The sequence below is a fragment of the Saccharothrix stipae genome (assembly GCF_054781895.1).
This window is the reverse complement of the sequence record NZ_BAAGTN010000009.1, coordinates 439,468-464,992: the sequence shown is the minus strand read 5'-3', so window position 1 is coordinate 464,992 and position 25,525 is coordinate 439,468. Positions and strand designations below refer to the sequence as shown.

Below are 25,525 nucleotides of genomic sequence, written 5' to 3'. Positions count from 1 at the left end.
GCAGACTGCCAGACGTGCACTCGCAGTTCAGCCCGCACCGGGCGCAACGCGTGGACCTGCCCGGCAGGTACGGCTCGATCGCGGCCCTGCACGCGCCCGCCGCGGGCCACGACCTGGGCGCCACCGCGCTGCTGGTCCCCGGCTTCACCGGGTCCAAAGAGGACTTCGCGCCGCTGGTCGACCCCATCGCCGAGGCGGGCGTCGAGGTCGTCGCCATCGACCTGCCCGGCCAGTACGAGTCGCCCGGACCGGTGGTGGAATCCGACTACCGGCCCGAGGTGCTGGGCGCGGCGGTGGCCGAACTGGCCGCGAAGCTGGCCGCCGAAGGCAGGCGCGTGCTGCTGCTGGGCCACTCGTTCGGCGGCCTGGTCGCACGCGGCGCGGTGCTGGCGGGCGCGCCCGTGGCCGGGTTGACGCTGCTGTCGTCCGGCCCGTCGGAACTGCCGCCGGGCGAGCGCCGCACCGCCCTGGACTACGGCGAGGTCGTGCTCCGCGAGCAGGGCATCGACGCGGCCGTGCAGGTGCACGAGACCCGACAGGCGCTCAACCCGCACTGGCGGCTGGTGCCGCAGGAGCTGAAGGACTTCTACCACGAGCGGTTCGTCCGCTCGTCGCCCGCCGGGCTGCTGGGCATGGGCGAGGCGCTGCGCACCGAGCCGGACCTGGTCGCCAAGCTGGCCCGCGTCGCGCGCTCGACGGGGATCCCGTGCCTGGTGGTGTGCGGGGAGCTGGACGACGCGTGGTCGGCGGCGAGCCAGCGGGACATGGCCGAACGCCTCGACGCCGACTTCGCCGTGCTGTCCGGCGTCATGCACAACCCGAACACCGAGGCCCCGGACGCCCTGCTGGCCACGCTCCTGCCGACCTGGCGCGCCTGGCTCTCCTGACCCCTCGCGGGGTCCACGTCCGCCGTGCGTCACCCGGACGACCACCGCGCGGCGCGTGGTCGGGTCTCGCCGCCCGAGCCGTGCGTGACGGTGCGGGCAGCAGCTCGCCCGGACCGTGTCGTTTTCCTCCCTGAAGGTGTTTTCGCTGCTCAGAGGTACCTTCGGACGCTTGTAATGGAAGCGCACCCCAGCACCGACAGGGAAGGGAAGACGCATGACGTTCCGACGCGTGCTCACCGCCGTCGCCGTGGCGGCCTCCGCACTGGCCCTCGCACCGACCGCCACCGCCGACCAGGCCGACACCCCGCAGCGGGTGGTCACGATCGAGAGCGCGGCCCGGCCGGGTGACGTGTGGGACCAGTCCGACTGGTCCGGCTACCCCACCATCGCCTACCCCGCCCACGGCGAGGCGAACCAGCGGTGGGAGGTCGGCTACAACGGCACGCTCAAGGAGCAGCGGGACGGGCTCTGCGCGACCGCGCAGGACGACGCGGTCGTCGGCAAGCCGTGTGACGGCTCGCTCGCCCAGCAGTGGCGGGGCGAGGAGAGCGAGCCCTGGATGATCCGGAACATGGACGCGGGCACCTGCGTCACGCACGACGGCTCGGTGCGGCAACTGCTGCTCACCACGTGCGACCCCGAGCGGGCCGACCAGCGCTGGTACGTGCGCGACTGACCGGACGCGGGCTCGTCGGCCGGGCGCTCCCGACCGACGTGCCCGATCGGCGCGAGGTCACGCCCACCAGTAGAACCACATCGTCGACGCCGCCACCAGCACGACCAGCAGGCCGCACACCGCCACCAGCCAGCCCCGGCGGCGATCGGCGACGACCTGGGCCACCGCCGCGGCCACGGCCGCCCCGACGTGCCCCGCCACCACGCCCAGCCCGGGGCCGGGCAGGTCGCGGGTGCCCGCGTAGACCTGCACGCCGATCATCGCCAACGCCAGCAGCACCAAGCCGACGGCGAGTGCGCCGCTGACGCCTCGCCACAGCCTGGCCAGGCGTGGTTCGGGTCCGCTGTCCACCATCGTCACGCGGCCAACTCTACGGCGCGAGCAACGCCCACGGGTCGAGCGTCGGCGCCGCCCGCTGCCCCTCGGGGCAGGAGCGGCGGAAGTCGCACCACGTGCACTGGTTGCCGGTGCGCGGCGGGAAGAGGATCTCCGGGTCGCCGCCCGCGTCCAGGGTGTCGGTGGCCAACCGCAGCTCGTCCGCCGCCTCCTCGGCCCGCGAGACGTGCCGCCCCAGGCTCTCCTCGGTGTGCTCCCACACCGACACCGTGCCCGTCGGCAGGTGGTGCAGCTCGACCCGGTGGCACGGCTTGCGCAACGTCCGCCGGGCCGCCAGCGCGTACAGCGCCAACGCCTGCGAGCCCCGCGCGTCGTCCACCGTGAGCGCGTGCCGCCCGGTCTTGTAGTCGACGATCACCAGTTCGCCGTCGCGCAGGTCGATCCGGTCGACCCGGCCCTCGGCGACGATCTTCGACGTGGGCGTGGACACCCAGCGCTCGATGCCGACCGGCTCGATCGACGTGTCCAGCTCGGTGACGTAGTCGCGCACCCACCCGACCGCGCGGTCCCGGTACACGGCGGCCTGCTCCGCGTCGCGGAAGCCGTCGTTCTTCCACTGCCGGTGCAGCAACGCCACCGCCTGCTCGGGGGTGCGGCGCTGGGCGGGCAGGTCGAACAACGCCTTCAACGCGTTGTGCACCACCGCGCCCAGGGTGTTGTGCGCCCACGCCCCGCCGCGCGGCGGCGACGGCCGGTCGAGGTAGGCCATGCGGAACCGGCGCGGGCAGTCGGCCCACGTGGCGAGCTTCGCCGGCGTCACCCGCACCAGCTTCTTCGGCATCGCGCCGAAGTCGAACCCCAACTGTTCCTGCCCCAACGGTTCCGGCCCCGACTGTTTCCGCACGAGCAGACGCTACCGAGCGACCCCGACAGTTTCCGTACCGCTACCTCAACCGACCAACACCTTGCACCCGGTTGCCCTATCGGCCAGGGCGTCCAAGACCTCCGGTGACGTGGTCTCCGCGCCGAGCCGCACGGTCTTGTTCGTGCCGTGGTAGTCGCTGGAACCGGTGGTCAGCAGGCCAAGCTCCCCCGCCAGGCCGCGCAGCCGCGCCCGCGTCGACGGGTCGTGGTCGGGGTGGTCGACCTCGACGCCGGCCAGGCCGAGCGCCGCCAGGTCGGCGACCACCCGGTCGGTCACGATCGGGCCGCGCGAGACGGCGAAGGGGTGTGCCAGCACCGTCACCCCGCCGGCCTCGGTGATCATCTCGATCGCCCGCGCCACGGGGGTGTCCGTGCGCGGCGCGTAGTAGCGGCCGCCGGTGAGGTACCTGGCGAACGCCTCGTCCACGGTGGCCACCACGCCCGCCCGGATCAGCGCCATGGCGAGGTGCGGGCGGCCGGCGGGCGCGTCGGCCGGCATGGCCGCCATCAGCTCGTCCGGGTCGATGGGAAAACCGTCCTCGACCATCCGCTCGGCCATCCGGCGCAGCCGGAGCCGTCGTTCCAGGCGCAGCCGCAGCTGCTCCTCGACCAACGCGGGGGAGGTGTGGTCGTACAGGTAGGCGAGCAGGTGGACGGTGATGACCCGGCCCCGGCCGTCGTCGGAGGCGCAGGACAGCTCCGCGCCGCGCACCAGCCTCAGGCCGGGTGGCAGCGCGTTGGCCGCCTCCACCCAGCCGGCGGCCGTGTCGTGGTCGGTGAGCGCGACCGCGTTCAAGCCGGCGGCGGCCGCGGCCGCCACCAGCTCCGCGGGCGTGTCGGTGCCGTCGGACTCGGTCGAGTGGGTGTGCAGGTCGATGCGCACCCGACCAGTCTGAACTACGGCACCATCTTCTTGCCGCGCGCCGCCCGTTGCGCCTTGATCATCGAGAAGCGCTCCGCCTGGGCCTTCTTGTCACCGAAGGTCAACTCGGAGATGGCGTCGTAGACCTCCTCGGGGTTGGGCAGGTACTCGATCCGGTTGAGGGCCTGGATCTGACCCGCCGACTCCACGACCAGGGTGCCGAAGCCGAACATGCGCCCGAGCACCGAGCGCTCGTAGGTGAGGTCGGTGACCTTGCTGATCGGCATCATCGCGACCTTGGTCTCGAAGACCCCCGAGGAGATCATGAACCTCTTGTCGGTGACGACGATCCGCTCCACCCACCACTCCATGACGAAGTAGGCCAGCCTGAGCAGCACGAACAGCGAGGCGTACCAGAGGATGTTCTGGATGATGCCGGCGTTGTCGGGCAGCAGGTAGGAGATCATCATGGCGCCGGCCAGCAGCGCCGCCGCCTCCAGGAGGTCCCAGAGGAGGCTGCTCCAGTGCCTGCGGACCCGGATGACCCGACGCTCCGTGGGCAGGAGGTACTCGTCGGGGTCCCGTGGTGCGAACATGCCTTCGACCTCTCGCCGTGGGGGAGGAGTCGGGCGACTCAGAACAATTGTTTCACGAAGGTGATGAGCGCCTCAGCGGCTGTCCGGAGCGTGCCCAGGATGTTCTGCACCAGCTGAGCCGCCTGCTGAGGCTCCGCGATGAGGAAGAACAGGACCAAGCCGACCCCGGCGAAAGTGAGAATCTTCTTCAGATTCACGGTGATCAACCCCGTTCGCTACCCGCACCCGTTTGGCGCCAGTGAAAACCGTTGTACCGCACTCCGCGACACGTCGGGAGATTTGTACCGCACTTGGGTCAGCGGGCTGCACCGCCAACCCGGTGTGACTACGCTAGGTGATCGTGACGGCCGAACGTGACCTCCGGATCCGCTGTGTCGGTGGCATCGTCCATGACTCGAACGGGCGGCTACTACTCGTCCGGAGGCGCAATCCCCCAGGTGAGGGACTGTGGTCGTTACCGGGCGGTCGAGTGGAATCCGGCGAATCCGACGAGACCGCAATAGTGCGGGAATTGCTCGAAGAAACGGGACTCTCCGTGACCGTCGGGGCGTGGATCGGCACCGTCACCCGTCCGGCGCCACGGGGCGTGTTCGAGATCCACGACTACGTCTGCCAGGTGCGATCGGGGGTGCTCCGACCGGGGGACGACGCTTCGGACGCGTGTTGGGCCGATGCTGCGATCTTGGCCACACTTCCACTGACCGAGATGCTGCACGACACCCTGGAGGGGTGGGGGCAGCTCCCCCGCGGCTGATCGACTTCGCCCGATCGGGGAGCCGGACCGCCGTCGTCACGGAAGTCGACCAGCCGCCGTCACGGGAGCCAGATCAGCCGTTGGCCGTGCGGCGCGGTCCGGGCCAGCGCCTGCGCCGACCGGACCTCGCCGCCCTCGACCCGGACCAGCCCGACCACGCCGAACGCCGACGCGTCCGGTCCGGGCCGCAGGTCGTCGCGCTCCGGCAGCACGTGGACCAGCCCCGCCGCGTAGCCCTCGTGGCTCAGCCACCACAGCGGCCGGCCGAGGTCGCGCAGCGCGCCGATGAACTCCTCCCCCGCCACGTACGGCAGGACGTTGCTGGTCAGGACCACCAGCGGCAGGTCGTCGGGCACGCGGTCGGCGGCCTTGCCCAGGTCGGCCACCGCGTCGCCGACCACGAACTCCGGCGGCGACTTGCGCTGCACGGTCGCGGCCACGCCGAACAGCCGCAACCGCTCCGGCTGATCGGCCCACACGCACGCTTCGAGCCACGCGTAGGTGTCCTCGTCGGTCAGGTCCGCGGGCGCCCGGTCCAGGCCGACCTTGGCCGCGATCTTCACCGTCTTGGGGATCTTCGGCAGCTCCGCGCCGGGCGCCAGCTCCAACGCGCAGTGCAGCCCCAGCGCCGCCTTGGTCGGCCCGGCGACCAGCTGCCCGGCCTGCTGGGTCTGGTAGCGGTAGCCGTACTGGTCCAGCCCGAGCAGCAGGCCGGCCGAGCAGCCGACCTCCAGCAGCCCGACCGGTCCCTTGATCCTCGCCAGCGCCGGGTACAGCAGCGTGGCCCGCCGCACCTCGTTGGTCTGCACGGTCCGGCGGGAGATCAGCTCGCGCATCCGGTCGGCCCGGTCCAGCACGAACTGCCGGAACAGCGGCCACGTGCTCTCGTCCGCGCCGTAGGTGCCGCCCAACGACGGGTAGAAGTTGGACAGCGCGTGGTACGGCTCGGCCTGCACCAGCCGGTGCGCCGCCGCCAGGAGCAGGGTCGGGTACGCGAACCGCTCCGGGGCGGCGGTCAGCAGCCCGGCGACTTCCGGATCGTCCGCGGCGTGCGTGGCCAGGTGCTCGTAGAGCGGCGAGACGCCGTGCGCCTCGCTCCGGGCGAACCGGACCAGTCGTTGCCGCACCAGATCCAGCGAGGTCACGTCACTCCTCTGTGTTGTTCCCCTGGCTCAGCCGACCCGTGCCCGATCGCCGGCTCAGCCGACCCCTGCCCGATCGCCGGCTCAGCCGGCCGAGGGTTCGGGCCTGCCCGGCTGCTCGCCGCCGCGTGCCTCGCCGTAGGAGCGCTTGGGCACCATGACCTTCCGGCGGAACACGCAGACGACCGTTCCATCCTGTTTGTACCCGCGCGTCTCGACGTGGACCACGCCGCGGTCGTCCTTGGACCTCGACGGCGTCTTGTCCAGCACCTCGGTCTCACCGTAGATGGTGTCGCCGTGGAACGTCGGCTTCACGTGCTTGAGCGACTCCACCTCCAGGTTGGCGATGGCCTTGCCCGACACGTCGGGCACCGACATGCCCAGCAGCAGCGAGTAGACGTAGTTCCCGACGACCACGTTCTTGCCGAAGTCGGTGGTCTCCGCCGCGTAGTGCGCGTCCATGTGCAGCGGGTGGTGGTTCATGGTGAGCAGGCAGAACAGGTGGTCGTCGTACTCGGTGACCGTCTTCCCGGGCCAGTGCTTGTAGACCGCGCCGACCTCGAACTCCTCGTAGTAACGCCCGAACTGCACCGCACGCCTCCGTTGGCCGGCAACTGGTGATCGGCCGTCGTGATCGAGGACCACGCCGACCGGGGGGACAGTGTGAGCACCGGGGGAGTACCCTCGGCAACTGGTCTGTGAGCGACTACACCGCCGCGGACGGCCGACCCGAGGAGGTGAGGACTACCGATGAGTAACGACCCCCATCCTGCGAGTACCTCGCGCGTCCTCATCGGGGAGCCGGCTTTCCACAGCTAGGCCCAGCGGTACCGGTCGGGGACGTGCCGTCGTCGTTCGTCGAGTCGACGCTCCCCACCTGGAGGACCCGTGCCCAGCTTGCCCTCGCTCGGCGGCCTGAGAGGCCGCGCGCCGGAGCGCCCCTCCGTGCCCATCCCCGTGCCGCTGTCGCACTACGTCGTGGACTGCGGCGTCTACGTCGACGGCACGCGCCTGCCCGGCCGCTGGTCGCACACCGACGCGGTCGAGGAGGTGCGCAAGCGCGGCGACGGTTTCGTCTGGATCGGGCTGCACGAGCCGGACGAGGAGCAGATCCAGGGCGTCGCGGACACGTTCGGGCTGCACGAGCTCGCCGTCGAGGACGCCGTGCACGCGCACCAGCGGCCCAAGCTCGAACGCTACGACAACATGCTGTTCATGGTCCTCAAGACCGTCCGGTACATCCAGAACTCCTCGCCCGACACGGCCAACGAGATCGTCGAGAGCGGCGAGGTCATGGTGTTCCTCGGCCGGGACTTCGTGGTGACGGTCCGGCACGGCAACCACTCGGGGTTGGCCGCGGTGCGGCGCGAGCTGGAGGAGGAGCCCGACCGGTTGCGCCACGGTCCGGCCGCGGTGCTGTACGCCATCGCCGACCACGTGGTCGACAACTACCTCGACGTGACCGACCACATCGAGGACGACATCGACCAGATGGAGGCGCTGGTCTTCCAGCCGCGCAGCCGGGTCAGCGCCGACCAGATCTACCTGATGAAGCGCGAGGTGCTGGAGCTGCGCCGGGCGGTGATGCCGCTGGCCGTGCCGCTGCGGCGGTTGGCGGAGGGCTACACCCCGCTGATCCCCGAGCAGGTGCGCTCGTACTTCCGCGACGTCGACGACCACCTCACCGAGGTGTCCGAACGCGTGATCAACTTCGACGAGCTGCTGACCACGCTGGTCAACGCGGTGCTGGCGAAGATCACGCTCCAGCAGAACTCGGACATGCGCAAGCTCGCCGCGTGGGTGGCGATCATCTCCGTGCCGACCATGGTGGTCGGCGTGTACGGCATGAACTTCGACTTCATGCCGGAGACGCACTGGAAGTACGGCTACCCCATGGTGATCGCCGTGATCCTCGTGGTCTGCCTGACGCTGTACCGAATATTCCGTCGCAACCAGTGGCTGTAGCAGCCCTTCCCCTACCCCCCTTCCTGCGACGGGATGGTTCGACCATGACCAGAATGTTCACCAACCTGCGGTTCTGGGTGCTCACGTTCCTGATCGGTTGGCTCGCCACCGTGACGCTGCTGATCGCCACCGGCCACTGACCGTCGGTACGCTCCCCCGCACTGCTTCCACGGGTGCGGGGGTGCGGATGATCGTGCGGTTGTTCGACGAGGCCGAGTGGCCGGAACGGCCTCGCGTCCCGCCACTGGAGGCGGAGCCCGGCCCGACCGCCGACTCGTTCCGGTTCTGGGTGCCGGCCCGGCTCGCCGACGACCTCGCCACCCGACTGCGCCGGGCGGGCATCCGGTCCGGCCCGGGACCGGAGGACTCGCGTGGGTCGCTCCTGGACCGGCTCGTCGAGGTCGTGCCGGGCGACGGGTTCTGGGCGTCGGTGGCCGACGTGGTGATCGACTTCCTGCGTCGGCACGGGGCGGGCGGGGCTTCGGCGGTCGTCGTGAACCGCCGGGAGCACCCGCTCGCCGACCTGTCGACCGCCGAGGTGCGGGACACCGTCGCGTCGCTGTTGCGCGGGGCTCACGAGGAACGAGCGGAGTGGTTCCGCCGGCTCCTGGGCACGCCGAAGGGGGAACGCCGGGCTCCCGGAACGCACAACGAGGCGACCGGCGAGGTGCGCAACCTCGTCCAAGCCGGTGCCATCCACGGCGGCGTGCACTTTTACGGCTCCGCCGCGGAGCACGACGAGCCGGTCATCGTCACCGTCGACGTCCGCCGCACGTCCGACCACTTCGTCGTGGACGGTGATCCGGAGGGCCTGGTGCTGCTGAGCGACTACGCCTCGATCACGGTGACGGTCGAAGGTCGCGGCGCCCGGGCGGTCGTCCTCCAGGACCTCAAGCCCGTGGTCGTCGCGCGCCGCGAGCCGCGCCTCGCCGTCCGCCGGAGGCCGCCGACCGTCAACGCCATGATGCTGCCGGTCCGGCCGGTCGAGGTCGACCTGACCGCGGCGGAGTTGCGGCTGAAGGCCGAGGACCTGTACTTCTCGACGGATCTCCGCGAGGACGCCCCGCACGTCCGCGCGCGGGGGACGTCGTCCTACGGACCCCAAGACCGGGTCGTGCCCGTCCTTCCCCGCGGCGGGTTCCCCTACGCGGTCACCGCGAGCGATCCCGAGCAGTTCGTGGTCACGCCCACGGTCGCCGGGCAGGAGGTCGACTGGGAGTTGCACCTGGAGTGGCTGCACGCGGGTCGGCGCGGCACGACGGTCGTCGACGACGGGGGTCGCCCGTTCCAGCTCTACCCGAACAGCGGTGCCATCCCCGACGAGTACGAGACGGAGCACGACCCCCTGTTCCGCGAACTCCGCCGGCGGCTCCTGGACGGCCCGGGTCGGCATTGGTAGCCGGCGACTAGTTCCAGGGCTGGGTGTCCCAGGTGAACGGGATCCCGTGGCCCAAGCCCGTGCCCAGGCGCAGCGAGATGCCGGCCGGCCACAGCTTCAGCAGCAGCTGGAACTCGTAGATGTCCGCGGTGTGCGTGCGCCGTGGCTCGTAGACCAGCAGCGCCAGCGGCGCCATCGGGGTGGCCCGGGAGGCGGCGTCGGCGAGGATCGCGCGGCCCATGGCGCGGTCGGCCGGTGAGACGTACTGCCAGACCACCGAGTGCCAGACCACGGTCAACACGTCGCGTTCGGGCCGCACGAGCTGCTCGGCCAGCCACTCCGGGCCGGTGGCCGGCCGCACCGGGACCGGGTCGATCCTGGCCAGCTCGACGGCTGCCTGGAGGCGTTCGAAGCGGTCCACCTGGTCGCCCCACACGAACGACGACAGGTGCAGCCGCCCGTCCTCTGTGGACACGTCGACCGGGTTGAGGTCGCAGCCGGCGCGCCGGACCAGGCGCAGGTTGTGGCCGAAGTCGACCGCCGGCCGGCCCGACCACCGGGGGTCGAGTGCGAACGGGCTGCCCGGGTCACCGAGCGTGGTGCCGCCGACCCGGTAGGCGATGTGGTGCGGGCGCAGGTTCAGGCCGCCGGACGCGCCGACCTCCAGCAGGCGGATCGGGAACGTGGCCCGGCGGCCGACCTCGGCGGCGGCCAGGTGGGTGGCGGTCTGCAGGCCGCCGAACAGCGGCGCGCTGCGGCCCGGCTCGTTGGTCTGCACGACCGTGGACGTGACGAGGGCGTGCAGCTCGTCGGCGTGCTCGTGCAGCACGGGCAGCGCGTCGTCCCAGAGGGTGTCCAGGTCCGGTTTGCCGCCCGCGGTCGGGTAGTGCCTGGCCAGCGTCGGCGCGCGCCCCTCCAGCACGAGCCGGTGCAGGGCGCCCGCGAACCGCAGGCCGGGCACGGTGCCCTGCCGGTCGCACTCGGCGCCCGCCATCACCCGCGCGGTGACGCCGCCGCGGGCCAGGTCGTCCGCCGCCGACACCAGCAGGGTGTGGGTGAGCGGGCTGTGCAGTTGGCAGCCGCGGGACGCGTCGAGGAACAACTCGGCGAGCACACCCGTGACGCTAACCCGATTTCCCTTGTGCGGCAGTAGGAGGAACGTGGTTTTCACCCTTTCACCGACGAGGTGTCACCGGCGGCGGCAGCGCTTAGGCTCGGTGGGTGCCGAAGGTGCTCGCGGTGGCGGACGAGGTCGTCGAGCGGCTGTGGACCGACCGGGTCCGCGCGCTCGACGTCGACCTGGTCGTCGCGGCCGGTGACCTGCCGTTCGACTACCTGGAGTACCTGGCGAGCGCGTTGGACCGGCCGTGCGTGTTCGTGCCGGGCAACCACGACGCGGACCTGACCGGCTACTCGAACGTGCGCGGCCTGTGGACCAAGGCGGGCATCCCGGCGCGCTGGCCGGGACCGGCGGGCGCGGTGAACGCCGACGAACGGGTGGTGGACGTCGCGGGCCTGCGGATCGCCGGTCTCGGCGGGTCGATCCGCTACAGCGGCGGGCCGAACCAGTGGACCGAACGGGGGCAGGCGCGGCGGCTGCGGCGGGTGCTGCGGGCCGCGCGGTGGCGGCGGCTGCGCGACGGGCGCGGGGTGGACGTGCTGCTCACCCACTCGCCGCCGGCGGGCTGCGGCGACGAGCCCGACCCGCCGCACCGCGGGTTCGCGTGCCTGCACGAGGCCGTGCGGCGGCTGCGGCCGCCGATCATGCTGCACGGGCACATCCACCCGCACGGCGAGGTGAAGCCGGACCGGGACCTCGACGGGACGCGGGTGGTGAACGTGGTGGGCCACAAGGTGCTGGACATCCCGTCCCGGGTGCGCTGAAAGGAGGAGTGACGTGCCACGTGACACCGGTTTCCCGCGGGCCGACGCGGAGAACGACTTCCTGCGCGCCCGCCGTCGCCAGGTGATGTCGCGGTTGGCCGCGTGGCTGCGCCGCGAGCCCGACGACGTGAACATCATGCTGCCGTTCCACGAGGTGGTGGAGTCGCTGGGGATGCTCAGCGAGCGGCGGCTGGGGTTGCAGGCGATCCGGCTGGACTCGATCGTCGGCAGCGTGGACCGGACCCGCGACTTCGACCGGCGGTTCCGGCCCACGTCGGCGCGGGTGCGCGAGCGGTGGCAGCGGTTGGCGCTGGCGCAGCGGCGGGGCGAGGCGGTGCCGCCGATCGAGGTGTACCGGGTCGGCGACCTGCACTTCGTCCAGGACGGGCACCACCGGGTGTCGGTGGCGCACGCGTTGGGCCTGGAGGTGATCGACGCGTACGTGACGGAGGTCGTGACGCGGATCGCGGCGCACGGCATCCGCCACCGCGGCGACCTGATCGTGAAGGACTACCGGCGGCTGTTCCTGGAGCGGGTGCCGCTGGGCGGGCAGGCGCGGGCGGCGGTGCTGCTGTCGGACCCGTGGGAGTACGCCGAGCTGGGCGAGCACGTGGAGGCGTGGGGTTTCCGGCTGATGCAGGACGAGGGCGTGTTCCTGGACCGGGCGACGGTCGCGCGGCGCTGGTACGCCGAGGAGTACCAGCCGGTGGTGGGGATGCTGCGGCAGGCCGACCTGGTCGGCGACCGCACGGAGACCGAGGCCTACGTGTGGGTGGCGGCCGAGCGGTACCGGCTGATCCGCACGCACCGGTGGGACCAGGACGTCATCGCCACGCTGCGCTCGCGCCGGTGAGCTACCGCTGCTCCTCCAGCTTCGGCAGCGGGCGGGCCCGGTCCATCACCCGGTCCGTGTAGGTGTCCAGCAGGCGGGTCGCGACCTGCTGGCCGTAGCCGAGGATGACGGCCCACAGCAGCAGGGCCGCCTGGGACGCCACGCCGATCAGGCCGGTCGTCACGCCGGCGCCGAGGGCGAGGATGCCGACCACCGCCAGCGCCGCGCCCAGCAGCACCTTGATCATGGCCTGGTAGCCGACCATCACGTACGGCGACAGGCTGGGGCGGCGGCGCAGGAGCAGCACGACGGCGGAGAGCACCGCGCCGAACGCGCCGAACACCTGGATCAGCCACACGTCCGTGCTCGCCGCGATCTTGCCCGAGGGGCACACCGTCGGCAGCTTCTCCGCGCTCACGCACATCGGGACCAGCCCGGGTTCGAGCAGGCCGACGACGCCGAGCACGGTGTTGACCACGAACAGCACCACCGAGGTGGCGATCAGCTTGTTGCGCAGCGCCCGCGAGCCGGCGTGGGCGAAGTCGGAGGCGTCGAACGCGGCCCGCAGCGCGTCCACCACGATCTCCCGCTCCACCGCGAGCGGGAACTCGCCGGGCCGCATCTGTTCCAGCGCGACCCGCCGCGGGTCGTCCTCGTCCAGGTTCTCGCCGACCCTGGCCTTCAGGCCGGGCAGCCGCCCGAGGAACCCGTTGCCCGCCGCCACGACCGCGATCTCGGCCTCGTGCAACGACCGCCAGGCCCGTTCGATGTGCCAGCCGGACCACCACGACGCCACCGTCCGCCACCGCGACTCGGTGCGCGTGATCATGTCCTCCACCACGGCCGCCTCCTGCTCGGCCACCGCCCGCCACTGTTGGCTCTCCTGGTCGAGCGGATCGGGCGGACCGAGCGCGGCGAGGTCGGCACGCACGCGATCCAGCCGCGACTGGACCACCAGCCGCCAGTCCGTGACCCGAGGTGTGCGCGTGCCCACGTCCAGCATCGTCGCAGCACGGACCACCTATCAGGCGATCACCCGAAGGAGTGGTGACCACGCAGGCCCGCCGCGCCGGTCAGCTGTCGGCGACCAGCGAGTCGGCGAAATCCACGACGACCGCGACCACTTCGGCGAACGTCGGAGGCAACCGGTCACCACCACCGCCCAGTCCCTGCTTGAACGCCCGGTACGTGCCGGCGCGCTGCTCGCCCAGCCCGCCGACGACTTCGGAGAGCTCGCGGAGTGCCACTCCCCGGTACGCGGTCGTGGCCCGCAACGCAGCGCGAACGGCAGGACGGTCGACTGCGTTCCGACCGATCAGCACGTACACGTCCGCGTAGTCCCGCACCCGGGTGTTCGCCTCCCCCAGCGCCATGACCGTGCTCAGCTTCTCCGCGATCACGGTCTCGACGGGGTAGCCCAGCACGACCACGTCGGGCTCACCCGGGCGCTGCCCACCCGGCAGTCCATCGTGACCCTCACCCCGGCGTACAGCGCGTCGTCCCGGATCGACTGCGACGGGACCGAGTCGACCAGGTACTCGACACCATCGTCCGGGTCCGGCGACCGACCGGCCACCTCGGTCACGAGGGCGACCACGGTCTGCCCGTCATTGGCGAGGTGCGTGGCGAGGAGGTCGGCGTCGGACGTCGGCCTGCGGGCACCGAGTGCGGCCAACACATGCCGCCCTTCAGCACGAACTTCGCCGCGTGGGGCGACCCGGCCAGCCGCGCGAGCCACCGTTCGAGGGTGTAGAGCACGAGCAGTTCCTCGGTGGGGCGTCCCTCCCTGCGTGCCCGGTTCCGCAGGTCCCGGTAGGCACGCCCACCGGGCGTCCCCTTGGTGGGGCGGCTCATTCGGAGATCACCACGTCCACCGCGGTTCGCACCGGCCCATGGACACCGAGCCGGCGCGCGATCTCCAGCAACTGCCCCGGCCGAGCGGAGCGGTGCCCGAGGTAGCGGCGCAGGGCGACCAGCGCGATCGGTTCGCCGAGCCGGTGCCGCAGCCTCATCAGGTCCACCACGGTCCTCTCTTCGGAGTAGACGCGAATGGCCTCGCCGGGTGCCGCTTCCACGTCGGTGCGACCAAGTTCGAACGTGTCCGCGTTGAAGCGGAAGACCTCGGTCGGCGGGTAGTCGATGCGTGGCGGGCGTTGCACGCGCGGCACGGCGAACTGCACCGCGATCGGGATCTCGTCCGTCAGGTCGTGCACCGCGGCGGCGGACACGCAGCAGACCACGGCGTTCGGCACGCGATAGGCGATCGCCAGCAGATCGGGCAGGGACGGTGCGGGCGCGCCCGCTCTGCGGAACACACCACGCGACAGCTCGACCACCTCTCCCCCGTCCCGAAGCCGGTAGAGGTCGCGGAAGTGGAGGCCGTGGGCACGGGCCGTGGCCGTCGTGAACGTGTCGGGCAGGTCGTCGAGAGACGGCGCCATGGATGGAAGTGTCACCACCTTGGTCGATCCTGGCGACACTTCCATCCACGAATCTCAGGCCGTGCGGCCGGGTTCGACCAGGTCACGCAGGCGCGGTGGCATGCGCTTCTCCAGGCCGAACGGTTCCAGGTGGGCCTGGAGGACGCCGTCGAACGCCCGCTTGACCGACGCGGTGTCCCACGTGTCGCTCTCCAGGATCGGCTGCTTGAAGTACGGGTGGCCGACCAGGTGCAGCTGCCGGCCGTTGCACCGGACGATCTGCCCGGTGATGCCGTCCGCGGCGTCGCTGAGCAGGAACAGCACGAGCGGCGCGACCTTGCCGGGGGTGCGGTCGGCCGGGATGGCGCGCAACGACCGCTCCGACTTCCACACCATCCGGGTGTGCGCGACCGGGCAGACGGCGTTGACCCGGATGTTGTCCCCCTCCAGGTCCAGGGCCCACGACGAGCTGAGCGAGGCCACCGCGCCTTTCGTGGCCGAGTAGGCGGCCAGTTTGCGCTGGCCCAGAAACGCTCCCGACGAAATGTTCACGATCGAGCCGGAGCCCTGCTCGCGCATCACCCGCATCGCGGCCATCCCGGTGTATATGACTCCCAGGAGGTTGACCTCGACGATCCGCCGGATCGATTCCGGTTCGTCGTCCCACGGCAGCACCTCGTAGTTCAGCCCGGCGTTGTTGACCAGGCCGTCGACCCGGCCGAACTCAGCCTGGCACATTCCCACGATCTTCTCGGCCTCGCTGGGATCGGCGACCGTGTGCGTGCTCGCCACCGCGCGCCCGCCGTACGCCCGGATGTGCTCGGCGACCTGTTCGGCCTGGTCAGCGTCCACGTCGTTGACGACGACCGCGGCGCCGGCCTGCGCGGCGTGCATCGCGTAGGCCTCGCCGAGCCCTCGCCCCGCCCCGGTGATCACGACTGCTTTTCCGTCAAGAGTCCCCATCTCGCGCTCTTCTCTGTGCTCGGCGGTCTCCCCTGCCCCGGCGCTTACGGCCGGAGTCGTTCCCGCCTTCGACCAGGGTGGGGATCGGCAACAGAGGCGGCGGGACAAATGCGACGAGGTGTGTGTTTGCTGCGCTGAATGGCCTATGGAGTTCGTCCCTGCCGATGGTCCCGACTGGTCAGCATCTTCCCGTGACCTCCGGAAAACCCCCGTTGGGCTCGGGTGGAAACGCGAAAGGCCGTCCCCGGCGCGCGGGGACGGCCTCGGCGTCGGGTGTTCAGCCGCGGTAGGTGAGGTTGCGGCCGTTGGCCGGGTCGAACAGCTGCACCTGGTCCGCGTCGAACCAGATCTCGGCCGGCTCGCCCTCGACCGCGGTGGACGTGGCGGCGATCCGGGCGACCAGCGACACACCGCCGCCCGGCACGTCGGCCGAGCCCGCGTCGGCGGCCAGCTCGGCCAACTCGGCCGAGGTCGCCTGTTCACCCTGGAGGCTGAAGTAGGCGAACTTGTCCGAGCCCATCGACTCCAGCACGTCGACGTGGTTGGTGAACGTGACCCCCTTCGAGCGAACGGCCTCGTCCACCAGTCGGGCGTCCTCGAAGTGCTCGGGCCGCAACCCCATGATCACTTCACGGGGCGCCCCGGCGCCCTCCACCAGCCCGCGCACCCGGTCGGTGAGCGGCACGTCGCCCAACGCCGAGCGCAGCACGCCCTCCTCCAACGCGGCCGGCACGAAGTTCATCGCGGGCGAGCCGATGAACCCGGCGACGAACAGGTTGGCCGGGTTGTCGTAGAGGAACTGCGGCGCGCCGACCTGCTGCACGGCGCCGCCGCGCATCACCACCACCCGGTCGCCGAGGGTCATCGCCTCGGTCTGGTCGTGCGTGACGTACACGGTGGTGGTGCCGAGCTGCTTCTGCAGCCGCGACACCGAGGTGCGCATCTGCACGCGCAGCTTGGCGTCGAGGTTGGACAGCGGCTCGTCCATCAGGAACGCCTTGGGGCTGCGCACGATCGCCCGCCCCATCGCGACCCGCTGCCGCTGCCCGCCGGACAGGTTCGACGGCTTGCGGTCCAGGTGCCCGGTGAGGTCGAGGATCTCGGCCGCGTCGCGGACCTTCTTCTCCACCGTGGCGTCGTCCACCTTGGCCAGCCGCAGCGGGAAGGCCATGTTCTCCTTCACCGTCATGTGCGGGTACAGCGCGTAGGACTGGAACACCATGGCGATGTCGCGGTCCTTGGGCGCGCGTTCGTTGACCCGCTCGCCGCCGATGCGCAGCTCGCCGGAGGTGATGTCCTCCAGGCCGGCGATCATGTTGAGGGTCGTGGACTTCCCGCAGCCGGACGGGCCGACCAGGATGATGAACTCGCCGTCGGCGATCTCGATGTCCACGTCCCGCACGGCCACCGCGCCGTCGGGGTACTGCTTGGTCACGCTGTCCAGAACGATCTCGGCCATTGCTTCACCCCTTGACGGCGCCGGAGGTCAACCCGGCGACGATCCGACGCTGGAAGAACAACACGAACAGGATGATCGGGATGGTGATCACCACGGCGGCGGCGGCGATCGACCCGGTCGGGTCCTCGAACTGCGAGCTGCCGGTGAAGAACGACAGCGCGACCGGCACCGTGCGGGAGCTCTCGGTGGAGGTCAGCGAGATCGCGAACAGGAAGTCGTTCCAGCAGAAGATGAACACCAGGATGGCGGTGGTGAACACGCCGGGCGCGGCCAGCGGCGCGATGACCCGGCGGAACGCCTGGCCGGGCGTCGCGCCGTCCATCTTCGCCGCCTTCTCCAGCTCCCACGGGATCTCGCGGAAAAACGCCGACAGCGTGTAGATCGCCAGCGGCAGCGCGAAGGTGATGTAGGGCAGGATCAGGCCGGGCCAGGTGTCGAACAGCCCCAGCGTCCGCTCGATCTCGAACAGCGGCGAGACCAGCGAGATCTGCGGGAACATCGCGATCAGCAGCGACACCCCGACCAGCAGCCGCTTGCCGGGGAAGTCGAGCCGGGCGATCGCGTAGGCGGCCATCGTGCCGAACACCACCGCGACGGCCGTGGCGATCAGCGCGATGCCGATCGAGTTCACCAGCGCCCGGACGAACTCGGTGGTGGAGAAGATCGCCGCGTAGTTGTCGAGCGTCCACGCGCGCGGGATGAAGTTGCCGTCGCCCAGGGTCTCCTTGGTCTTGAACGACAGCGACACGATCCACAGCACCGGGAACAGCGCGTACGCCACCACCAGCACGTTGAGCACGGTCCAGCGCGCCTTGCGCCCCGTGGTCACGGCCCCGCCGATGCCGGCCATCAGCGCCTCCCCCCGCCGTCGCCGCCGGGTGCGGCGGTGCCGAACAGCTTCACGAACACGAACGCGATGATCGCCACCGCGATGAAGATGAGCACCGACATGGTGGAGCCGATGCCCAGGTTCAGACCTTTGATCAGGTTGTTGTAGGTCAGCATCGACACCGACGAGGTGCCCTGCGAACCGGCCGTGAGCACGAACAGGTTGTCGAAGATGCGGAACGCGTCGAGGGTGCGGAACAGCAGCGCCACCAGGATCGCGGGCTTCATCACCGGCACCATCACCTTGGTGAACCGCTGCCACGCGCTCGCGCCGTCCATCGCGGCGGCCTTGAGCAGGTCGTCCGGCACCAGCGCCAGGCCCGCCATCAGCAGCAGCGCCATGAACGGCGTGGTCTTCCAGATCTCGGCCAGCGTCACCACCATGATCGCCGGGATCTTCTCGGTGAGCACCGGGTCGCCGCCCGCGACCGTCTCGGCCAGGTAGCCGGTGCCGGGCGTCCAGGCGTAGCGCCAGGAGAACGCGGCGACGACGGTGACGATGCCGTACGGGATGAGCGTGGACGTGCGCACGATGCCCCGGCCGACCAGGGTGCGGTGCATGATCAGCGCCAGCGCCATGCCCAGCACGAGCTCGATCGCCACGGACACCACCGTGATGACCACCGTCACCCACATGGCGTTCCACCAGTACGGGTTGGACAGCACGGTGACGTAGTTCTCCAGGCCGACGAACTCGGTGCGGTCCGGGAACTTCAGGTCGTACCGCTGCAGGGACAGCCAGAGGGAGTAGATGATCGGCCAGCCCGCGACCGCGGCCATGATGAGGATCGCGGGCGCGCACAGCAGCAGGCCGAGTCGGCGTTCGGCCTTCTTGCCCTCGCTGAGCGCGGCCTTGGCCTTGGGCGACAGCCCGGGTTCGGCGGGTGCGTCCGCGTCGGCGTCCAGCGCGTGGCTCACGGCAGAACCCCCTTCGAGTCGAGCGCGTCCTGCAGTTCGGTGCGCAGCCGGTCGGCCGTGCGCTGCGGGTCGATGCCCGCCGGGGGCGACAGGATCGTGGAGATGACGGTCGAGACGTTCTGGTAGGCGGGGGTCCGCGGGCGCGCGCTCGCGTTCTTCAACGTCTCCAGGATCGCTTCCTTCATCGGGTACGGCTCGGCCATCTCCGGGTCGTCGTAGACGGACTCGATGGTCGGCGGCACGCCGTCGTTGATGGCGGCGAACTTCTGGCTCTCCGCGCCGCGCAGGCACTGCACCGCGTCGAACGACTCCCGTTCGTGCTCGGTGAAGGCGCTGACCGCGTAGTTGATGCCGCCCACGGTGACCTCGGCGGGCTCGCCGTCGATCGACGGGTAGGGCGCCCACTTGAGGTTCTTCGCGATGTCCTGCACGGACTGCGCGGCGGCGTAGACGTACGGCCAGTTCAGCATGAACGCCGCCTTGCCGCCCTCCATGGCCAGCCGGGCGTCGTCCTCGGCGGCGTTGGAGAACGACGGGTCGACCACGTCGGAGGTGGCGAACTTCTTGAGCACCTCAAGGGCCTTGACCGCGCCGTCGTCCACCACGGCCTTGGTGCCGCTGTCGTCGATGATCTGCCCGCCGGCGGTGTTGACCAGGGTGTTGTAGAGCACCACGAGGCCCTCGTACTGCTTGCCCTGCGCGGCGACCAGGCCGGGGGTGTCGTCGTTGCCGTCACCCTGGAGCCGGGAGCCGATCTCGATCATCTCGTCCCAGGTCTTCGGCGGCGTCGGCACCAGGTCCGCGCGGTACCAGAGGAGTTGGACGTTGGTGTTGTCCGGGGCGCCGTAGAGCTTGCCCTCGTACCGGGCGGTCTCCAGCGGTGTCTCCAGCGTGCCGTCCTCGACCAGCGCCTTGGCCTGGCCGGTGAACTCCTTGATCCAGCCCGCCTTGGCGAGCTCCGCGGTCCACGTGACGTCGAGCGCCAGCACGTCCATGCCGGAGTCCTCGGCGGCGAGCCTGCGGACCATCTGCTCGCGCTGGCCGTCCGCCTCGCGCGGCAGCTTGTGGTAGACGATCTCGTAGCCGTCGGCCTGGGCGTTGCAGTTGTCGACGATCTTCTGGAAGTTCTCCTGCGGGTACTTGTAGACGTTGATGGTGATCCCGCCGTCACCCGAACCACAGCCCGCCAGCACGGACGTCGCGATCAGCGCGGCGCCCCCTGCGGCGGCCAACCGATGACCCTTGCCCCTCATCGGTCCTGCCTCCTTCCCGACAACGGAGGAGCCAGACCGCAGCGCCCGGCACCTCGTCGTGCCCCACCGGTCGACTGGGCCGACCGGTGGAACGAACGTAGGCCCGATGATCAGGTGCCGCAACCACCGGAGCCCGGAACGGCGTTACCCGGTGGAGTGATGGAGTAAACCTCAGTCTTTGCCCGCGTCGGAGGGGCGCATGGCCAGCTTGGCCAGCAGGTCACGTCCCCGTTCGGCGGAACGTGGCTGGCAGAGGACGTCGTAGCGGCCCGCGACGAGCTGGCTCGCGCTCTGGAAGTCGCGCTTGCCGCGCGCCGAGCCGTAGCCGACCGCGGCGAAGATCAGGCCGAACGCGATGCCGACGACCAGGCCCGCCACGATCGGGCCGAGGCTCGCGCCGGGGCTGGTGTTGAACAGGCTGAGCAGGACGCCGACGAACAGGCCGAACCACGCGCCCGACGCCGCGCCGGTGCCGAGCACGCGGCCCCAGGTGAGCCGGCCGGTGACCCGTTCGACGAGCATCAGGTCGACGCCCACGATGGTGACCTCTTGGACGGGGAAGTTGTCGTCGGCCAGGAAGTCGACCGCGCGCTGCGCCTCCTCGTAGGTGCCGTACGAGCCGATGGGCCAGCCGGTGGGCGGGGTGGGCAGGCGGGGAGGCACCCCGGGTCGGTTCTGGCCGGAGAAGGAACTCGTCACGGTGACCACCTCTTCGCGGTGCTGATCTCCCCATCCTGCCAACACCGGGCGGGCGGCGCGAAACAGGTTGCCGGGAAGGGTGCGAAACGTGACCTGCGGCTCGGGCCGCGACGCGGCGCGGGGGTCCCCGACCGGGGGACCCCTGTTCTTGATTCTGCCGGCCGGGACCGACGGTGCACGGCGGTCGGCCCCGGCCTGTGGACAACTGGCCGGGCGGCCGACTGCGGGACGTCCGCTGAGCGGTCGGCCGCAGCCCCACCGTGGTCCGGCGGGGGGCGGCCCCACCGTGGTCCGGCGGGGGGCGGCCCGATCGTGGTCCGGCGGGGGCGGTGCGGTGCTGTCGGAACTTGACGAGTCGGAAGTTCGACAAGATCAAAAGCTTGAAAAGCTGTCCTCGCCGGACGGGCAGATCAGCAGGATGACCCCGACTGCCCGGTCCTGCGCCGGGTCCGTTGTCAGTCCGGGTTTCGTGTCATCCCACCGACCTCCCTCCGGGCTACCACACGTATCAAGGGGGCGGCAAGAGATCCACACCGGGCAAGCGCTGAACAGTGCCCCCTTGACACGCGCGGTAGGGCAAAGCCAGGTCGGCGGGATGACACGAAGCCCTCCCCCGTGGGAGGAGGAGAGTTGGCGGCCGCACCGCGAGACGGCGGCGGTGCCGGACCCGACCCGCGACCCCGGATCCGTCCAGCGGCGGTCTTTCCTCAGAGCGAGGGTTCCGTGTCATCCCGCCGACCTGGCGCAGCCCTACCGCGCGTGTCAAGGGGGGCGCTGTCCACCTCTGCCTGACCAGTGCTTCCGATGCCGCCCCCCTTGATACGTGTGGTAGCCCTTGTGGAGGTCGGTGGGATGACACGGAGCCCGGGCCAACGACGGACCCGGTACAGGACCGGGTAGTCGGGGTCATCCTGCTGATCTGCCCGTCCGGCGAGGACGTGCTTTCAAGCTTTTGGATCTTTTGAGGGCGAGGGGAAGGCGCACCTGAGGTCCAAGGGAAGGCGCACCGCCGGCCCCTGGAGTCAACCGCGGGACTGGTAGTCGCGCAGCAGGCCCCGACTGATGATCGTCTTCTGGATCTCGCTGGTGCCCTCGCCGATGAGCAGGAACGGCGCCTCGCGCATCAGCCGCTCGATCTCGTACTCCTTGGAGTACCCGTAGCCGCCGTGGATGCGGAACGCCTCCTGCGTCACCTCGGCGCAGTACTCGGACGCGATGAGCTTGGCCATGCCGGCCTCGACGTCGTTGCGCGCGCCGGAGTCCTTCAGCCGGGCGGCGTTGACCATCATCAGGTGGGCGGCCTCGACCTTGGTCGCCATCTCGGCCAGCTTGAACGCGATGGCCTGGTGCTCGACGATCGGCTTGCCGAAGGTCTTGCGCTGCTGCGCGTACTCGATGGCCAGCTCGAAGGACCGCAACGCGATGCCGCACGCCCGGGCCGCCACGTTGACCCGGCCGACCTCGACACCGTCCATCATGTGCCGGAAGCCCCGGCCGGTCTGGCCGCCCAGCACCTGCTCGGCGGGGATCCGGAAGCCGTCGAACACCATCTCGGTGGTGTCGACGCCCTTGTAGCCCATCTTGTCGATCTTGCCGGGGATGGTGAGGCCGGGCACGACCTCGCCGTAGCCCTCGGGCTTCTCCACCAGGAACGTGGTCAGGTTCCGGTGCGCCTTCTCCGCGCCCTCGTCGGTCTTCACCAGCACGGCGGTGAGGTTGGACGTGCCGCCGTTGGTCAGCCACATCTTCTGGCCGTTGATGACGAAGTCGTCGCCCTCGCGCACGGCGCGCGTGCGGATCGCGGCCACGTCGGACCCGAGTTCCGGTTCGGACATGGAGAACGAGCCGCGCACCTCGCCGGTGGCCATCCGCGGCAGGTACTTCTGCTGCTGCTCGGGCGTGCCGTGCTGCTTGAGCATGTGCGCCACGATGAAGTGGGTGTTGATGACACCGGAGACGGACATCCAGCCGCGGGCGATCTGCTCCACCACCAGGGCGTAGGTCAGCAGCGACTCGCCGAGCCCGCCGAACTCCTCCGGGATGGTGAGCCCGAACAGGCCCATCTCCTTCATGCCCTCGACGATGTCGGCCGGGTAGGTGTCGCCGTGCTCCAGCGCCTGGGCGTGCGGGATGATCTCCTTGTCCACGAAGGTGCGGACCGTCGACAGGATCTCCTCCTGGATGTCGGTCAGTCCTGCGGTCCGGGCCAGGCGCGCCATCGCGGTTCCCTTCGTAGCTCACGGGTTACCGGCGAGTATGGACTGGTTAACGCACGTTCGCGGCACGAGAGTGCTCATCGCCACGCGCTGAACCGAAACAGCGGGCTAGCCTGGACGCCCGCAGGACCGCAGGGGGATCACATGTCGCAGCCGTACTACCCGCAGCCCGGCCACTACCCGCCGCCCAGGCAGACCAACGGGATGGCGATCGCGGCGCTGATCACGGCGTTCCTGTTCTCCCCGGCGGGCATCGTGCTGGGCGTGGTGGCGCGCAAGCAGATCCGGCGGACCGGCGAGGAGGGCTGGGGCATGGCCACGGCGGGCCTGATCATCGGCGTCGTGCTCACCGTGCTCTGGCTGCTGGCGCTCGTGGTGTGGGTCGTGCTGGTGGTGTGGCTGGTCCAGGAGGCCGGGAACCTGCCGGTGCCCACGCGCTGACCAGGTCGGGTCGCGCGGTCAGGAGGCGCGCTGCTCCAGCGCGCCACCGCAGTGCCGGCAGACGTCGGCGAACACGTGCACGTCGGTGGAGCAGGCCGGGCAGGCCCGGAAGCTGCGCTCCAACAGGTCGTCACGGCGGCGCTGGAACCACCGGCGGGGAGTTCGGTGTCTGGACACGCCCACCACCATGCACACGCCTCACCCCGTGATCGCCAATCAGGAGCGCTTCTTGTGGGCATGCTCACCACCGCGACCAGCAGCGGGTGAACGTTTCGTCACTCTTCGAACGTGCGGAGCCAGGCGTCGAGGTGCGGACACACCGCCCGGAGGCGCGCGAGTCCCAGGTCTTGGATCGCGAGCGGCCCGTCGACCGTTTTGACGTAGCCCGGGCAGTAGTCGAGCAGCCTCTTCGAAGGCGCGGTGGCAGGCCCGTCGTTGACCGACTCCGGGCCGCCGGCGGCGCGGACGTCTTCGCTGAGTCGTTCGGCGAGCTCGGGACCGAGGAACTGCCCCAGCTCATCAGCGGCGGCGAAGACCCAGGCCTCCAGTTCATGGACCACGAGGTTCGGCCGGAATCGCCGGTCACCGACCGCTTCGACCAGGCAACGCTCGACGTGTCCGACCCGCTCGTAGACGTCGCCCGGCGGCCGGTCACCCATGCCGGGGCAGTCCGCCGGGAACGCGTAGTAGTCGAACAGCGTGGTGAGCACGTCGAGGCTCGTGTCGTTCAGCAGGAGCCTGATGTCCCGCTGGACCTGCCCCCAGCCGGTGACGCCGCCCTTGTGCGACGGCCCCGCCGCGGGCCTCTTGGTCTTCACGAGCGACAGGCTGGTCACCCATCCCAGCGCTTCGAGGTGGGGGCGGATGACGGAGTCGGCCACGACCTCCTCGGTCTGCCCCTCGACCAGCAGGTGGACCCGCCGGGAAGCACTGGTCACGAGCTACCGCCCGGCCTGCCCCCGATCAGGTTCTTCTCCCACAGCTCGCCCAGCGAGTACTCGTTCAGCCACGCGCCGAGTCGCTCGCGATCCGGCCGGGTGAACGTCGACGCGCCGTCGACCCGCTCGACCACGATCAGGTCGTCCAGGTCGAACTGGTTCATCAGGGTGACCGACTGCGTGGCGATGAGCACTTGGCCGCGCACGGACGCGTGCCGCAGCAGGCCGGCCAACTGGACGACGGCGTAGGGGTGCAGCCCGAGTTCCGGTTCGTCCAACACGACCAGCGATGGCAGTCGTGGGTGCAGGAGAAGCGTCGCGAGGCAGATGAACCGCAGCGTGCCGTCGGACATCTGGTCGGCCGAGAACACGGCGTCCGAGTCGTGCTGCCGCCACCGCAGCCTCAGTCGATCGCTCTTCTCGGGACGCAGCACCAAGTCCCGGAAGAACGGCGCGACTTGGCGGATGGCCCCGACGATGCGCCGGTAGGCCGCTCGGTCGGCCCCGTCGTCGCTGTCCGAGAGCGCGAGCAGGACGGCCGCGAGGTTGCCCGCGTCATCGTGCAACGCCAGGTTGTCGGCGGTGGGCACGAGGTGCTTGACCCGCGCGTCCGAACTGGTGTCGTGGAAGTGGTAGACGCGGCAGCCGCGCAGCATGTCGATCATGTCCGACGCCGCCTGGTTTACGCCGGTGTCCGCGGTCTCGTGCAGCCGCGTCTGCCGGCTCCCCCGACCGACCTCGACCGGCACCGCCCGGCCGACGGATTCGTGGGCGAAGATGAACTCGTCGCCGCCCGCGGGCTCCAGCACGGCTTCGTACTGCCCCGAGGACGCGTTGAGCTTGACCCGCAGACGCGCGGCAGCGGCGTTGAGCAGCGCCGAGGCGCCGCCGTTCTTGCCGACGAAGTAGGGCAGGTCCGATTCGACCAGGCGGCCGAGCAGCTCGAACACCCGCACGAAATTGCTCTTGCCCGCCCCGTTCGCGCCGATCAGCACGTTCAGCCGGCCCAGGGACACCGCCGCCGAGCGGATCGAGGCGTAGCCCTCCACCTCGATCGACTTCAGCTCCCCGTCGGCCACGCGATCACTCTACGA

General features: G+C 70.6%; 30 protein-coding genes. 8 read left to right on the top strand and 22 right to left on the bottom strand.

Features of this window, described 5'->3' with window-relative positions; genetic code table 11:
* Positions 1–14: 14 nt before the first annotated feature.
* Positions 15–887, top strand: coding sequence for an alpha/beta fold hydrolase (locus ACYVLT_RS25370; RefSeq protein WP_461122697.1), 873 nt, complete (start codon positions 15–17; stop codon positions 885–887).
* A gap of 214 nt (positions 888–1,101) precedes the next feature.
* Positions 1,102–1,563, top strand: coding sequence for an RICIN domain-containing protein (locus tag ACYVLT_RS25365; protein ID WP_461122696.1), 462 nt, complete (start codon positions 1,102–1,104; stop codon positions 1,561–1,563).
* A 57-nt stretch (positions 1,564–1,620) separates the two neighbouring features.
* Here the strand turns inward: ACYVLT_RS25365 and ACYVLT_RS25360 are convergent, their stop codons facing one another.
* From ACYVLT_RS25360 to ACYVLT_RS25340, 5 genes are all read right to left on the bottom strand, one after another.
* A complete protein-coding gene (locus ACYVLT_RS25360) occupies positions 1,621–1,923 on the bottom strand; it encodes a hypothetical protein (protein ID WP_461122695.1) in 303 nt (100 codons plus the stop codon).
* Between the two features lie 10 nt (positions 1,924–1,933).
* Complete coding sequence (locus tag ACYVLT_RS25355; RefSeq protein WP_461122794.1) at positions 1,934–2,740, bottom strand: RecB family exonuclease; 807 nt, start codon at positions 2,738–2,740, stop codon at positions 1,934–1,936.
* 108 nt (positions 2,741–2,848) lie between these two features.
* Positions 2,849–3,706, bottom strand: a complete 858-nt coding sequence (locus ACYVLT_RS25350; protein WP_461122694.1) for a PHP domain-containing protein — start codon at positions 3,704–3,706, stop codon at positions 2,849–2,851.
* Positions 3,707–3,720: 14 nt separating this feature from the next.
* The gene (locus ACYVLT_RS25345) at positions 3,721–4,281 is read right to left on the bottom strand and encodes a PH domain-containing protein (RefSeq protein WP_360453820.1); all 561 of its coding nucleotides are present in this window, start codon (positions 4,279–4,281) and stop codon (positions 3,721–3,723) included.
* Between the two features lie 38 nt (positions 4,282–4,319).
* The gene (locus tag ACYVLT_RS25340) at positions 4,320–4,478 is read right to left on the bottom strand and encodes a hypothetical protein (protein WP_360453817.1); all 159 of its coding nucleotides are present in this window, start codon (positions 4,476–4,478) and stop codon (positions 4,320–4,322) included.
* Between the two features lie 137 nt (positions 4,479–4,615).
* Between ACYVLT_RS25340 and ACYVLT_RS25335 the strand changes: the two genes are divergently transcribed.
* Complete coding sequence (locus ACYVLT_RS25335) at positions 4,616–5,035, top strand: NUDIX hydrolase (protein ID WP_461122693.1); 420 nt, start codon at positions 4,616–4,618, stop codon at positions 5,033–5,035.
* A 59-nt stretch (positions 5,036–5,094) separates the two neighbouring features.
* On the opposite strand, the gene ACYVLT_RS25330 is transcribed toward ACYVLT_RS25335, so the two are convergent.
* Together ACYVLT_RS25330 and ACYVLT_RS25325 are read right to left on the bottom strand one after the other, a co-directional pair.
* Entirely contained in the window at positions 5,095–6,180 is a 1,086-nt protein-coding gene (locus ACYVLT_RS25330; protein ID WP_461122692.1) for a DUF2332 domain-containing protein, read from the bottom strand.
* Between the two features lie 81 nt (positions 6,181–6,261).
* Positions 6,262–6,768 carry a MaoC family dehydratase gene (locus tag ACYVLT_RS25325; RefSeq protein WP_461122691.1) on the bottom strand — a complete coding sequence of 169 codons (507 nt, stop codon included), beginning with the start codon at positions 6,766–6,768 and terminating at the stop codon, positions 6,262–6,264.
* A 297-nt stretch (positions 6,769–7,065) separates the two neighbouring features.
* Between ACYVLT_RS25325 and corA the strand changes: the two genes are divergently transcribed.
* Complete coding sequence (gene corA / locus ACYVLT_RS25320; RefSeq protein ID WP_461122690.1) at positions 7,066–8,142, top strand: magnesium/cobalt transporter CorA; 1,077 nt, start codon at positions 7,066–7,068, stop codon at positions 8,140–8,142.
* Positions 8,143–8,323: 181 nt separating this feature from the next.
* Entirely contained in the window at positions 8,324–9,541 is a 1,218-nt protein-coding gene (locus tag ACYVLT_RS25315) for a hypothetical protein (RefSeq protein ID WP_461122689.1), read from the top strand.
* A gap of 7 nt (positions 9,542–9,548) precedes the next feature.
* Here the strand turns inward: ACYVLT_RS25315 and ACYVLT_RS25310 are convergent, their stop codons facing one another.
* Positions 9,549–10,634 (bottom strand): DUF2332 domain-containing protein, encoded by a 1,086-nt coding sequence (locus ACYVLT_RS25310; protein ID WP_461122688.1) that lies wholly within the window; start codon positions 10,632–10,634, stop codon positions 9,549–9,551.
* Between the two features lie 107 nt (positions 10,635–10,741).
* Here ACYVLT_RS25310 and ACYVLT_RS25305 point away from each other — a divergent pair, with 107 nt between their 5' ends.
* Entirely contained in the window at positions 10,742–11,404 is a 663-nt protein-coding gene (locus ACYVLT_RS25305; RefSeq protein ID WP_461122687.1) for a metallophosphoesterase family protein, read from the top strand.
* Positions 11,405–11,417: 13 nt separating this feature from the next.
* Positions 11,418–12,257: a chromosome partitioning protein ParB gene (locus ACYVLT_RS25300; RefSeq protein WP_461122686.1), complete on the top strand. Its 840-nt coding sequence runs from the start codon at positions 11,418–11,420 to the stop codon at positions 12,255–12,257.
* Position 12,258: 1 nt separating this feature from the next.
* On the opposite strand, the gene ACYVLT_RS25295 is transcribed toward ACYVLT_RS25300, so the two are convergent.
* The 11 genes from ACYVLT_RS25295 to ACYVLT_RS25245 all read right to left on the bottom strand — a co-directional run bounded on the left by ACYVLT_RS25295 (position 12,259) and on the right by ACYVLT_RS25245 (position 23,055).
* Positions 12,259–13,230, bottom strand: coding sequence for a hypothetical protein (locus tag ACYVLT_RS25295; RefSeq protein WP_461122685.1), 972 nt, complete (start codon positions 13,228–13,230; stop codon positions 12,259–12,261).
* Between the two features lie 79 nt (positions 13,231–13,309).
* Positions 13,310–13,666, bottom strand: a complete 357-nt coding sequence (locus tag ACYVLT_RS25290; RefSeq protein ID WP_461122684.1) for a nucleotidyl transferase AbiEii/AbiGii toxin family protein — start codon at positions 13,664–13,666, stop codon at positions 13,310–13,312.
* Positions 13,633–13,914 carry a hypothetical protein gene (locus ACYVLT_RS25285; RefSeq protein ID WP_461122683.1) on the bottom strand — a complete coding sequence of 94 codons (282 nt, stop codon included), beginning with the start codon at positions 13,912–13,914 and terminating at the stop codon, positions 13,633–13,635. The genes ACYVLT_RS25290 and ACYVLT_RS25285 overlap by 34 nt, the downstream gene beginning before the upstream one ends.
* Before the next feature lie 172 nt (positions 13,915–14,086).
* On the bottom strand, positions 14,087–14,677 hold the full coding sequence (locus tag ACYVLT_RS25280; protein ID WP_461122682.1) for a type IV toxin-antitoxin system AbiEi family antitoxin domain-containing protein: 591 nt from the start codon (positions 14,675–14,677) through the stop codon (positions 14,087–14,089).
* A gap of 54 nt (positions 14,678–14,731) precedes the next feature.
* Positions 14,732–15,619 carry an SDR family NAD(P)-dependent oxidoreductase gene (locus ACYVLT_RS25275; protein WP_461122681.1) on the bottom strand — a complete coding sequence of 296 codons (888 nt, stop codon included), beginning with the start codon at positions 15,617–15,619 and terminating at the stop codon, positions 14,732–14,734.
* Between the two features lie 277 nt (positions 15,620–15,896).
* Positions 15,897–17,078, bottom strand: coding sequence for an ABC transporter ATP-binding protein (locus ACYVLT_RS25270; protein ID WP_461122680.1), 1,182 nt, complete (start codon positions 17,076–17,078; stop codon positions 15,897–15,899).
* Between the two features lie 4 nt (positions 17,079–17,082).
* Positions 17,083–17,928, bottom strand: coding sequence for a carbohydrate ABC transporter permease (locus ACYVLT_RS25265; protein ID WP_360453782.1), 846 nt, complete (start codon positions 17,926–17,928; stop codon positions 17,083–17,085).
* Positions 17,928–18,872: a carbohydrate ABC transporter permease gene (locus tag ACYVLT_RS25260; protein ID WP_461122793.1), complete on the bottom strand. Its 945-nt coding sequence runs from the start codon at positions 18,870–18,872 to the stop codon at positions 17,928–17,930. Before ACYVLT_RS25260 ends, ACYVLT_RS25265 begins: the two co-directional genes overlap by 1 nt.
* An 8-nt stretch (positions 18,873–18,880) precedes the next feature.
* The gene (locus ACYVLT_RS25255; protein WP_461122679.1) at positions 18,881–20,137 is read right to left on the bottom strand and encodes an ABC transporter substrate-binding protein; all 1,257 of its coding nucleotides are present in this window, start codon (positions 20,135–20,137) and stop codon (positions 18,881–18,883) included.
* 171 nt (positions 20,138–20,308) lie between these two features.
* Positions 20,309–20,836 carry a YflT domain-containing protein gene (locus tag ACYVLT_RS25250; RefSeq protein ID WP_461122678.1) on the bottom strand — a complete coding sequence of 176 codons (528 nt, stop codon included), beginning with the start codon at positions 20,834–20,836 and terminating at the stop codon, positions 20,309–20,311.
* Positions 20,837–21,858: 1,022 nt separating this feature from the next.
* Positions 21,859–23,055, bottom strand: coding sequence for an acyl-CoA dehydrogenase family protein (locus tag ACYVLT_RS25245; protein ID WP_461122677.1), 1,197 nt, complete (start codon positions 23,053–23,055; stop codon positions 21,859–21,861).
* 141 nt (positions 23,056–23,196) lie between these two features.
* Between ACYVLT_RS25245 and ACYVLT_RS25240 the strand changes: the two genes are divergently transcribed.
* A complete protein-coding gene (locus ACYVLT_RS25240) occupies positions 23,197–23,493 on the top strand; it encodes a DUF4190 domain-containing protein (RefSeq protein WP_461122676.1) in 297 nt (98 codons plus the stop codon).
* Positions 23,494–23,511: 18 nt separating this feature from the next.
* On the opposite strand, the gene ACYVLT_RS25235 is transcribed toward ACYVLT_RS25240, so the two are convergent.
* From ACYVLT_RS25235 to ACYVLT_RS25225, 3 genes are all read right to left on the bottom strand, one after another.
* Complete coding sequence (locus tag ACYVLT_RS25235; RefSeq protein WP_461122675.1) at positions 23,512–23,670, bottom strand: hypothetical protein; 159 nt, start codon at positions 23,668–23,670, stop codon at positions 23,512–23,514.
* Between the two features lie 98 nt (positions 23,671–23,768).
* A complete protein-coding gene (locus tag ACYVLT_RS25230) occupies positions 23,769–24,431 on the bottom strand; it encodes a DUF4276 family protein (protein WP_461122674.1) in 663 nt (220 codons plus the stop codon).
* Entirely contained in the window at positions 24,428–25,510 is a 1,083-nt protein-coding gene (locus tag ACYVLT_RS25225; RefSeq protein WP_461122673.1) for an AAA family ATPase, read from the bottom strand. The genes ACYVLT_RS25230 and ACYVLT_RS25225 overlap by 4 nt, the downstream gene beginning before the upstream one ends.
* Positions 25,511–25,525: the final 15 nt, after the last annotated feature.